This window comes from Bradyrhizobium sp. S3.7.6 (genome assembly GCF_054061875.1).
In genome coordinates, this window is the sequence record NZ_JBSSEQ010000001.1 from 5481882 (window position 1) to 5492968 (window position 11087).

Here is an 11087-nt window from a genome sequence, read left to right on the forward strand (position 1 = left end):
GCGTCGTTGCACATGACTGCTGAAACCGCGGAATGGTCCGGCCCGGCCGGTCGACAAGCATTGCGCGCCCGATGGCGGGCCATGGGCAAATCGCCCGCTCTGATCGGGGCCGCCGATGTGCTCGCTGTACTGATCGCGGCGTCGCTGCCCTGGTCGACCACAGCGCCTTCGATCTTCGTCGGGCTCTGGCTGCTGGTGGTGACGCCGACCATCGATTGGCGCGACTATGGACGCCAGCTCGCACGGCCTGCGTTCGCCCTGCCCTTTGCCTTGCTGCTGCTCGCGCTTCTCGGCACGCTCTGGTCGGGCGGCGCGTGGGCCGACCGGTTGCATGCGATCAAGCCGGTCGCAAAGCTCGTGCTCATTCCAGCACTGCTCTATCACTTCAGCCGATCCGAACGCGGTTTCTGGGTTTTCCTTGGCTTTCTCGCATCCTGCGCGCTGCTTGCAGTCTATTCCTGGATCGTGCTGCACGATCCCGCCTGGAAACTCACCGCGACCGCGTCGGCCGGTGTTCCCGTCAAGAACTAGATCGACCAGAGCCAGGAATTCACGCTGTGCGCCTTTGCGCTCGCGCTGCCGGCGTTGACCTTCTCGCGCCGCGGAAACGTGGTCGCGACAGCCGTCTGTCTGGCATTGATCCTGCTGTTCGTCACCAACATGGTGTTCGTCGCCTCCGCCCGCACGGCGCTACTGTGCATCGCGGTGCTGCTCGGATTGCTCGCCAGGAGGCATTTGAGCCGGCGCGCGACGCTGGTCCTGCTCGCGGGCACGATAGCCGCGAGCGCACTGGCCTGGACGACCTCGCCCTATCTGCGCTACCGCATCGCGGACATCGCCGTGGAATACCGCCACGGCCACGAGGACATCAGCCGAGCCTCGACCGCCCAACGCCTGACCTATTGGCGCAAGGCGCTTCACGCCATTGCCGAGGCGCCCCTGACCGGTCACGGCACCGGGTCGATCAAGCGCCAGTTCGAGCGCGCCGCCACCGGTGGAAGCAGCCTCGATGCGGAGATCGTCAGCAATCCCCACAACCAGACCCTCAATGTCGCGATGCAATGGGGCGTACTCGGCGTTGTCCTGCTCTACGCCATGTGGATCGCCCAGCTTCGCCTGTTCCTTGACGAAGGCCTTGCGGCCTGGATCGGGCTCGTGGCCGTCGTACAGAACATCGCGAGCTCGCTTCTGAACTCGCATTTGTTCGATTTCCACGAAGGCTGGATGTATGTGCTCGGCGTCGGCGTCGCCGGCGGCATGGCGCTGAAGGCAAGAGCCGGCCGCCAACCCTGACTATTGACTCCGCTCGTGGCCGACCTCGCCGGTGATGACGTCGCCGAACAGCTCCCAGGCCTGCCCGTTGAAGCGCATCAACTGCATCTGCTCGATCGGGAAATAGTCGTCGGTGGAGGTGTTGACCATGATGCCTGGCAGCATCAGATCAGTGTGGAAATTCTTCAGGCTAGTGGCCTGCTTCATCACGTTCTCACGGGTGAGATTGTCACCGCACTGCTTCAACACCTGCGCCATCGCCTCGGCCTGCACATAGCCGTAGATGTTGTTGGCGTTGGCCTTGTCGCCATCGGGATAATATTTGTCCATGAATTCGCGCCACTTCACCACCGCCGGGTCCTTGTCCCAGGTCGGGTCGGTCGGATCCTTCAGATAGACGGTCGAGATGATATCCTTGGAATAGTCGAGCCCGGCGGGCTTGAGCACCGAGGCGACCGAGGTCGCGGTATTGGCGAGGAAGAATTTTGGTTTCCAGCCGAGCTCTCCGACCTTCCGGATTGCCTGCGCCGATCCCTTCGGGGCGGCCCATGAGAAGAAGATGTCGGCGCCCGAGTCATGCAGCGCCACGATCTGCGAGTCGATCGAGGGATCGCTGACCTCATAGGATTTGTCAGCAATGATCATGCCGGCCTTGTCGCCGAGCCCGTCCTTCAGGCCCTTGAACTGGTCCTTGCCGGCGTCGTCGTTCTGCCAGAACACCGCGATCTTGCTGTTGGGAAAATGATCGCGGATGTATTTTGCGTAGATCCGCCCCTCGCTCTGGTAGTTCGGCTGGAAACCCATGGTCCACGGGAAATTCTTGGGGTCGCCGAACTTGGTGCCGCCGGAGGCGACGAAGAGCTGCGGCACCTTCTTGGCGTTCATGTATTTCATGATCGCGGAGTTCGAGGGCGTGCCGAGCGGCTGGAAGATCAGCAGCACCTCGTCGCTCTCGACCAGCTTGCGCGCCTGCTCGATCGCCTTCGGCGGCGAATAGGCGTCGTCATAGCTGATGAAGTTGATCTTGCGGCCGTTGATGCCGCCCTGATCGTTGATCATCCTGAAATAGGCGGCCTCGGTCTTGCCTATGACGCCATAGGACGACGCCGGCCCGCTATAGGGCATGATGTTGCCGATCTTGACTTCGGTGTCGGTGGCTCCGGGATCGTATTTCTTCTGCGCCAGAGCCGGTGCCGTGACGAGCACGCCGGCAGCAAGAATGGCGAGGGCAGCAAGGCTTTCGCGACGACCCGGCATCGTTCTCTCCCCTATGTTTTGTAGTCTTGTTTTGCGGAGAGTGTCGCAAGGCCGTTCGCCGCTGGCAAGCGCCGCGATTTTCCGCGCCGTGAAACGACGGACCCGGAACTTACGCGGTGCGCCGCAGCAGTCTCAGCGCGCGCCCGTCGATCACGAGCAATGCGCTACCGATGACGATGGCGCCCGCGATCTCGCGCGCGGAGATCGGCTCACCCAGCACCAGCCATCCCAGCAGGATGGCGGTGACGGGAATGAGCAGAGTCACCAGCATCACGTTGGTCGCGCCCGAACGCCGAATGATCTGAAAGAAGACGATGTAGGCGAGCGCCGTAGATAGGGCGGCCAGGCCAAGCACCGCGAGCCAGGTCGTGAGACCCGGCATCGAAAGGTGCCACGGCTGCTCCATAGCTCCGGCGACGACCGCCATCATCACAGTCGACGCCATCAGCTGAAACGTCGCCGTTCCCAGCGGAGGCGCGTCCTTCAGCAGCCTCCGCGCGGCAAGCGCCGCAAAGCCATAGCTGAACGCGCCGCCCAGGCAGAGCAGGATGCCGAGCCCCTGCCCCGGCCTCGTTTCGATGCCCCATCCGCGCAGAATGATGACGCCGGCGAGGCCGAGCGCCACGCCGGCCACCCGACGCATCTGCAGGGCCTCTTCGCCGGCCGCCGCCATCACCATCACCGTGAAGAGCGGCGTGGTCGCGTTCAGGATCGAGGCCAGTCCGCTCGGGATGAAGGTCTGTCCGAGCACGATCAGCGAGAACGGGATGACGTTGTTGAGCAGCCCGATCGCGACGAACGGCTTCCAGCCCGCCATGCCCTTGGGAAGACCGATGCCCTGCATCCGGAGCAACGGCAGCAGAATGGCCGCCCCAAGCGCGACGCGCAGGAACACCAGCGTCAACGGCGGCAATTCCCGCAGCGCCGCACCATTGAAGAAGAACGATCCGCCCCAGAGAACCGAGAGCACCGCGAGCAGCGACCAGTCTCGCGCATCGATCCTGTTATCGTTCGGGGACATGTGCTTCACCTCGGCGGCCGAGCCTGCCGCCTAGGACGGCGCGAGACAGGCCGCCACCCGATTTCCGACAACGTTGTTCAGGAAGGGCGCCGCGAGCGAGCGTCACCGGCAATATCGGCGATCACCGCTCCAATCACCAGCGCGCCGCCAATGAGCGCATGCACGGCGGGCAACTCCCGGAAGGCGACCCAGATCCAGAACGGCATCAGCGGCGTTTCCAGCGTCGCGATCAGGGAAGCCTGCCCTGATGGCAGCAAGCGCGAGCCGAGCATGTAGAAGGTCAGGCCGAGCGCGACCTGGAGGCAGCCGAACATCGCGAGGATCGCAAGGCCATTGCCGCCGACATGGGCGATGTCGTGGGCGAAGGGAAGGCTGACGAGGCTTCCCATGAAGTTCGACAGCGCGGCCGCGGCCACCATCGACGTCTCGCGATGGCGCCGGACCACGACGGTCATGGCGGAGATGGCAAGCACCATCAGGCAGCTCAGCGCGACGCCGCCGAGATCGGCGCCGGCTTGCACACCGCCGACCGTGATGACGACGCCGGCAAAGGCAATCAGGCTCGCGGTCAGCGTACGCCACGTCGCGGCTTCGCCGAGCCACAGCCATGCCAGCGCGGCCGCGATGAAGGGCTGGGTGGCAATCAGCACGGCGACGTTCATGACCTTGGTCATCTGAAGCGCGGGAATGAACGAGACCATGCCGACCGCGGACAAGGACGCGACGAGCAGGCCGCCCTTCCCCGGCACGACCAATTGCCACAGCGCAGCGCGACCCTGCATCACGACGAGAAAGACCGTGATCAGGCTGCCCGCGAACAGGCCTCGCCAGAACAGGATGGTCCAGGGGTCGAACGGCAAGAGGCGCGTGAAGAACGGCGCCGTGCTCCAGGCAACTGCGGCAGCGATGACGAGGGCAATGCCGAGACCGCGATCCGAACGAGGCTGCCCCATGTTGATGCGTCCAGCTAGGTCGGCTTCTTCGGCCGCGACACCAGCTCGATCATCTTGCCTTCATCGTCGTCGGGCATTGCGGCCTTCGCCTGCGCGTAGGACTCGACCGCAGCGCGCGAGACCAGCGGCTTGTCGGCGAGCAGGCTTTCGGCGAGCCTCACCGCGTAGGCGGCATCCTTGTGCCGCAGCGCCGCCGTAAACGTCGCGCCGCTGAAATCGCGGGCGACCATGCGCCTGGAGTGACGCTGCACCTGCGGGCTTGCCGCGACACCGGCCTGGATCGATTCCAGCACCAGGTTCATGTCGAGCCCGGCCTGTTCGGCGATGGCGAGGCCTTCGGCAAGGCCCGCGATCTGGATCGCACCCAAGAGATTGTTGATGAGCTTGTAGACGGTGCCGGAGCCGACCGCGCCGAAATGGCGGATGGTCGAGCCGATCGGTTCGAGGAACGGCCGCGCACGTTCGAGATCAGCTGCGTCAGCGCCGGCGAGCAGCGTCAGCTTTCCGGCCGCTGCCGCATCCGGCAATCCCGTCACGGGGCAGTCGATGTAGATCAGCCCGCGCGCGTTCAGTTCGCGGCCCATCTCGCGGGCGTGGTCATAGGAGACGGTGGAGCACTCGATCGCAATGGTGCCGGCCTTTGCCGTCTTGGCCGCGCCCTCAGGCCCGAGCCAGACCACGCGCGAGGCTTCGTCATCAGCGACCATGGTCACGACCGCATCGGCATCGATCGCGGCATCCTCAGGCGAGGTCGCCCAATGCGCACCGCGCGCGATCAGGTCGTCCGCTTTTGCCTTGCTGCGATTCCAAAGCGTCACCGTGAAGCCGGCATCGAGATAGCGGCCGGCCATGCCGTGGCCCATCCGCCCCAACCCGATGAAGGCGACGCGGGACATCAGTCGACGTCCTCGATGTCGGCGCCGGTGGTGCCGAAGGCGCGCTGCGCCAGGGTTGCGGCCATGAAGTCGTCGAGCTCACCGTTCAGCACGCCCGACGTGTCAGACGTCTGCACGCCGGTGCGCAAATCCTTCACCATCTGGTAGGGCTGCAGCACGTAGGAGCGGATCTGGTGACCCCAGCCGATATCGGTCTTGGCGGCCTGGTCGGCGGCAGCCTTCTCCTCGCGCTTCTTCAGCTCGATCTCGTAAAGCCGCGCGCGCAGCATGTCCCAGGCCTGCGCCCGGTTCTTGTGCTGGGAGCGGCCGGCCTGGCAGACCACGGCAACGCCGGTCGGAATATGCGTCAGGCGCACCGCGGATTCGGTCTTGTTGACGTGCTGGCCACCGGCGCCGCCCGAGCGCATGGTGTCGACGCGGACGTCGGCTTCCTTGATGTCGATCTTGATGCTGTCGTCGATGACGGGGAATACCTGCACGCTCGAAAACGAGGTGTGCCGCCGCGCGTTGGAATCGAACGGCGAGATGCGCACCAGCCGGTGCACCCCCGCCTCCGTCTTCAGCCAGCCATAGGCATTGTGGCCGGAGACCTGGATCGTCGCGGACTTGATGCCGGCCTCTTCGCCCTCGGACTCTTCGAGGAATTCGACCTTGAAGCCGTGCGTCTCGGCCCAGCGCGTGTACATGCGCAGCAGCATCTGCGCCCAGTCCTGGCTTTCGGTGCCGCCGGCACCGGCATGGACTTCGAGATAGGAATCGAAACGATCCGCCTCGCCTGACAGCAGCGCCTCGAGCTCGCGCCGGGCGACTTCCTTCTTCAGGTTCTTCAGCGCGGTTTCGGCCTCAGTGACGACGCCGGCATCGCCCTCGGCCTCGCCGAGCTCGATCATGCCGATGTCGTCTTCGAGCTCCTGCTCGACCTTGCCGATGCCCGAGAGCGAATCCTCAAGCGAGGTGCGCTCCTGCATCAGCTTCTGGGCTTTCTGGGGATCGTTCCAGAGGTTGGGATCTTCTGCGAGCTTGTTCAGCTCAGCGAGGCGCGCCGTCGATTTCTCGACGTCAAAGATGCCTCCTCAGCAGCCCGACTGACTGCTTGATCTCTTCTACCAACCGTTCGATTTCGGCGCGCATGTTGTTCTCTGATCTCGCGGAATCCCGCGTGCAATTCAGATCGGGATGTAGCGGCGGCGGCTGCAAAGCGCAACCGCTGGAACCGCGATCGTCTGTCTTATCCGCTAGTACAGCCCGCCGGTGCCCGGCCGCATGAAGAAGCCGGAATCCGGCTGCTGCTGCTGCGACGCCGGCACGCCGCCGCGCCCGTCGGCATCGGCGACGCCGATGACCGAGTAGTTGTCAGGCGGCGCCGTGCCCGGCTTGAAGGCTTCGAGGATGGTTCCACCGGTCTCGCCGGGACCGGCGCGCATGCCGGTCTTGGAGACGACGCGCACGAGCTTGATGCCGGCCGGCACCTTGAACGGAACCGCGGGCTTGTCGGCGAGCGCAAGCTTGAGGAAGTCGCGCGCGATGGGCGCGGCCAGATGGCCGCCGGTCGCGGCGTTGCCCCTACCGAGCGCGCGCGGCTTGTCGTAGCCCATATAGATCGCGACGGCGACGTCGGGCGAGAAGCCGACGAACCAGGCGTCCTTGGCCTCGTTGGTGGTGCCGGTCTTGCCGGCGATCGGCTTGCCGACCTCCTTGACCACGGTTGCGGTACCGGCCTGGACCACGCCTTCCATCAGCTCGGTGATCTGATAGGCGGTCATGGAATCCAGCACCTGCTCGCGGCGGTCGATCAGCTGCGGCTCGGCCTGGTTCTTCCAGCCGCCCGGCGCGTCGCAGCCGCGGCATTCGCGCTGGTCGTGCTTGAAGATGGTGCGGCCGTAACGGTCCTGGATACGGTCGATCAAGGTCGGCTTCACCCGGCGACCGCCATTGGCGAGCATCGAATAGGCCGTGACCATGCGCATCGCCGTGGTCTCGCCGGCGCCGAGCGCGTAGGAGAGATAGTTCGGCAATTCGTCATAGACGCCGAAGCGGCGCGCATATTCGCCGATCAGGGGCATGCCGATGTCCTGCGCAAGGCGCACCGTCACGGTGTTGAGCGACTGCCGCAAAGCGTTGCGCAGCGTGACGGGTCCCTGGAATTTGCCGGACGAGAAGTTTTCGGGCCGCCACACGCCGGCGCCCTGGCCCTGGTCGATTTCGATGGGCGCGTCGAGCACCACGGTCGAGGGCGTATAACCGTTGTCGAGCGCGGCCGAATAGACGATCGGCTTGAACGACGAGCCCGGCTGCCGGTAGGCCTGCGTGGCGCGGTTGAACTGGCTCTGGTCGAACGAGAAGCCGCCGACCATCGCGAGCACGCGGCCGGTCCAGGGATCCATCGCCACCATCGCGCCGGACACTTCGGGGATCTGGCGCAGGCGGTACTGGCCTTCGACCGGCTGTCCCTCCTTGGTGTAGAGCGGATCGGCATAGATCACGTCGCCGGGCTGCAACACCTGCGCCACCGACGTAGGGGTCTTGCCCTTGGCGTTGCCTTGGGCCGCCCTCGCCCAGCGCACGCCGTCGACCGTGACGATGCCGGTCTCGCGTTGCTTGCTGATGGCGCCGCCGAGCTCGCGGTTCGGCTGGAAGCCGATGCGCGCCGACTGGTCGCTGGTCTCCAGCACCACCGCCATGCGCCATGGCGAGATGTCGGACAGCGACTTGATCTCGGCGAGCTTCACGCCCCAATCGCCCGAAATATCGAGCTTGCTCATGGCGCCGCGATAGCCCTGCTGCTCGTCATAGTTCACGAGGCCGGCGACCATGGCCTTGCGCGCCATGACCTGGATCTTCGGATCGAGCGTGGTGCGGACGGACAGACCGCCTTCGTAGAGCTTCTTCTCGCCGTAGCGCTCGAAGATGTCGCGGCGGACTTCCTCGGCGAAATATTCACCGGCGAAGGTGTGAGCGCCGTTGGAACGGTTGGTGACGGCCAGCGGCTCCTTGCGAGCCTTGTCGGCGTCGGCCTGCTTGATCCAGCCGTTCTCCAGCAGACGGTCGATCACGTAGTTGCGACGCTCGATGGCGCGATCGCGGTTGCGCACCGGATGCAGCGTCGCGGGCATCTTCGGCAGCGCGGCGAGATAGGACGCTTCAGCGACCGTCAGCTCGTTCACCGACTTGTCGAAATACACCAGCGAAGCGGCCGCGATGCCGTAGGCGCCAAGGCCGAGATAGATCTCGTTCAGGTACAGCTCGAGGATCTTGTCCTTCGAATAGGTCTTCTCGATGCGCATCGCCAGCAAGGCTTCCTTGATCTTGCGGGCGAAGGAGACCTCGTTGGTCAGAAGGAAGTTCTTGGCGACCTGCTGGGTGATCGTGGAGGCGCCCTGCGGACGCCGGTTCGAGCCGTAGTTCTGGATGAAGAGCACGCCGGCGCGCGCCATGCCGGTGTAGTCGATGCCGCCATGCTCGTAGAAATTCTTGTCCTCGGCCGCGAGGAAGGCGTTGATCACGAGCTTCGGCACCGCCTGGATCGGCAGGTATAGCCGGCGCTCCTTGGCGTATTCGCCGAGCAGCGAGCCGTCGACCGCGTGCACGCGGGTCATCACCGGCGGCTCGTAATCCTGAAGCTGAGAGTAGTCCGGCAAGTCCTTGGAGAAATGCCAGATCAGGCCTGCCACGGCCCCGACACCGACAAGGAACACCACCGTTCCCGCGGCGAACAGGAAGCCCATGAACCGCACCAGCAAGCGCATTATATGTTTATCCGTTCAAACTCTGGATCAGCTCAAGGCACCCAAAACAGGCGCCAACTCCACGTCGCGAATTTACCGGCCTACTCAATTACATCAGTGCCGGACCCAAGACGCTTGCCGAACGGGATTCTCGCCGATTCCGGAACCCCCTGCGGCATTTTTATAAAGCGCCCGCTGTGGCCAAACTAGGGCTTTTGCAACGGGACGGAAAATCCCTCTCAATTCGACGCCTCCCGGTCGTCAATTTGACGATCCGGCCGTCGCCATCCGCTTGGTCAGGAACCCGTCGATCGCCTGCGCCATCGAGCCCACGGCCTTGGACCGCCACCCCTCCGAGACCAGATGCTCGAGGTCGCCCTTGTTGGAGACATAGCCGATCTCGACCAGCACCGACGGCACGTCTGGCGCCTTGAGGACCCGGAAGCCGGCCGACTTCAGGGGATGCTTGTGCATCCGCACCGACGACTTCATTTCGCCCATCAACAGGCGGGCAAAACGGCTTGAAAAGGTACGAGTTTCTCGCTGGGTGAGGTCGATCAGGATGTCCGCGACGTCGGTCGGCTCTTCCGCGAGGTTGAAACCGGCGATCGCGTCCGCACGGTTTTCCGCATCCGCCAGCCGCTGCGCCTCGGCGTCGGAGGCCTTGTCGGACAGCGTGTAGATGGTCGCGCCCTGCGCATCGCCCTCGGCCTTCGGAAGGGCGTCTGCGTGGATGGAGACGAACAAGGCGGCCTTGAGCCCGCGGGCGACTTTGACCCGGTCGTTGAGCGGAATGAAGGTGTCGTCGTCCCGTGTCATCACCACGCGGAATTTGCCGGTCTTGTCCAGCCGGTCGCGCAGCGCCAGGCCGAAGGCCAGCACCAGGTTCTTCTCGCTCTCGCCGCCCGACTGCGTGCCGTTGTCGATGCCGCCATGGCCGGGATCGATCACGACGATCGGGCGGCCGTCGACCTTTTGCTGCCCGGCTTCCGGAGCTGCGGCGGCCGGAACCGTTGCCGGCGGCGCGTCGGCGATTGCGGGCCGCAGTTCGGGGCGCTTCTCGGGGAGGAGCGACTGCACGAAGGCGGTCCGGTCGACCTCCTCCAGCTCAAGCACGAGCCGGGCCGGCTGGCCATTGGCGGCCTCCAGCACGTAGGACTTGGCGATCTTGGCCGGGCCTGTCAGGTCGAACACGATTCGCGAGCCGCCGGGCATGACCAGCCCGTAGCGGAAGGCCTTGACCAGTCCCCGCCCCTCGACCCCGGTGCCCGCAGGCAGTTGAAAATTGACTTGGGGCACATCGACCACCACCCGGTACGGGTCGGCGAGCGTCACGGCGCGGAAGGTGACGGCTTGATCGATGTCGAGGATGAAGCGGGTCTGCTTGCCATCGCCGGCCAGCCGGGCGGCGGACGCGGTTGGAAAATTCGCTACCGCAACAGAGGGTTGCGGCTGGCTTTCCGCCGCGCTCAGGCGCCAGGAATCAGCGCATACCAATGCTGCGGCGCACAGAAGCGCGCATCCCAGCAAAACCCTTTGATTTGTGCGGCTCGTCACCGATTCAGTGCCTCCGAGCGGCCCTTCTAACGCAATAGAACCACAGGGTTAATCGTCGCTTAATGACAGATATACGAAACTCCCCGACTGTGACCGCCGTGCGACGCTCCCTTGCACGGTTGGTCCATTCCACGTATGTACGGAGTGCTGACGGCCGATATTTCCGGTTGTGTCGCGTTCAGCCTCCCGGTGCAGCGCCGGAACTCTCAAGGTTTGGGAATTCCAGCGTTTTTCCGTTCCCCTCAAAGACCAGCGCGGTGCGCGGCAGCGAGGTGGAGCGGGTCAAGCGCCGGTGGCGGACGGTCCCTGGTTACCACCGCGTTTCCGGGACGGTTTTGACAGCGACGTGACTCGTTACCCGGTCCCTTAATCCCAAGGGAGCGGTTCGTAATCCCCAAGGCGAGCG

7 protein-coding genes and 1 pseudogene are annotated in these 11087 nt (G+C 64.7%); 1 reads left to right on the forward strand and 7 read right to left on the reverse strand.

Annotated features, from left to right (window positions below; all coding sequences use genetic code 11):
- Positions 1–12: 12 nt before the first annotated feature.
- Positions 13–1293, forward strand: a pseudogene (locus ACVJ5M_RS26865) (O-antigen ligase family protein).
- On the opposite strand, the gene ACVJ5M_RS26870 reads toward ACVJ5M_RS26865, so the two are convergent.
- The 7 genes from ACVJ5M_RS26870 to ACVJ5M_RS26900 form a co-directional block, all read right to left on the reverse strand.
- Positions 1294–2529: an ABC transporter substrate-binding protein gene (locus ACVJ5M_RS26870; protein ID WP_063983536.1), complete on the reverse strand. Its 1236-nt coding sequence runs from the start codon at positions 2527–2529 to the stop codon at positions 1294–1296.
- A gap of 109 nt (positions 2530–2638) precedes the next feature.
- Entirely contained in the window at positions 2639–3550 is a 912-nt protein-coding gene (locus ACVJ5M_RS26875; protein ID WP_063983537.1) for a DMT family transporter, read from the reverse strand.
- A 77-nt stretch (positions 3551–3627) separates the two neighbouring features.
- Positions 3628–4503, reverse strand: coding sequence for a DMT family transporter (locus ACVJ5M_RS26880; RefSeq protein ID WP_063983538.1), 876 nt, complete (start codon positions 4501–4503; stop codon positions 3628–3630).
- 14 nt (positions 4504–4517) lie between these two features.
- A complete protein-coding gene (locus ACVJ5M_RS26885) occupies positions 4518–5399 on the reverse strand; it encodes an NAD(P)-dependent oxidoreductase (RefSeq protein WP_063983539.1) in 882 nt (293 codons plus the stop codon).
- Positions 5399–6530, reverse strand: a protein-coding gene (gene prfB / locus ACVJ5M_RS26890; protein WP_100213929.1) for a peptide chain release factor 2 whose coding sequence is annotated in 2 segments (ribosomal slippage) — positions 5399–6460 and positions 6462–6530 — 1131 coding nt in all. Because the reading frame shifts where the segments join, the coding sequence is not laid out codon by codon here. Before prfB ends, ACVJ5M_RS26885 begins: the two co-directional genes overlap by 1 nt.
- Before the next feature lie 104 nt (positions 6531–6634).
- Entirely contained in the window at positions 6635–9145 is a 2511-nt protein-coding gene (locus ACVJ5M_RS26895; RefSeq protein WP_014495579.1) for a penicillin-binding protein 1A, read from the reverse strand.
- A 240-nt stretch (positions 9146–9385) separates the two neighbouring features.
- Positions 9386–10681, reverse strand: a complete 1296-nt coding sequence (locus ACVJ5M_RS26900; protein ID WP_063983541.1) for an N-acetylmuramoyl-L-alanine amidase — start codon at positions 10679–10681, stop codon at positions 9386–9388.
- Positions 10682–11087 lie beyond the last annotated feature (406 nt).